The 433-nt window shown below is 54.5% G+C and carries 1 rRNA gene (running past one end of the window); it reads right to left on the minus strand.

Annotated elements, in window-relative coordinates:
• Window positions 1-383 (minus strand): 23S ribosomal RNA (locus AW272_RS40085) (it extends 3,395 nt beyond the left edge of the window).
• Window positions 384-433 lie beyond the last annotated feature (50 nt).

Raw genomic sequence — 433 nt, forward strand, 5'->3', positions numbered from 1 at the left:
CTTTCGACTATTCACTGGATTTCTTACTGTTTGCAGCTGCGGCAGCAACTACCAGAAGGTCCCACGACCCCGCATACGCAACGCCCGCCGGCTATCACACGCATACGGTTTAGCCTCATCCGCTTTCGCTCACCACTACTCACGGAATCACTCTTGTTTTCTCTTCCTACGGGTACTGAGATGTTTCACTTCCCCGCGTTACCACCAGCCGCCCTATACATTCAGGCGGAGGCAACACCACATGACTGGTGCTAGGTTTCCCCATTCGGACATCCTCGGATCAACGTCTGGTTGGCGACTCCCCGGGGCTTAACGCAGCCTCCCACGTCCTTCATCGGCTCCTGATGCCAAGGCATCCACCGTGTGCCCTTAAAAACTTGGCCACAAGATGCTCGCGTCCACTATGCAATTCACAAACAACAAACAGCTAACC

This window comes from Herbidospora mongoliensis (genome assembly GCF_001570545.1).
GTDB lineage: Bacteria > Actinomycetota > Actinomycetes > Streptosporangiales > Streptosporangiaceae > Herbidospora > Herbidospora mongoliensis.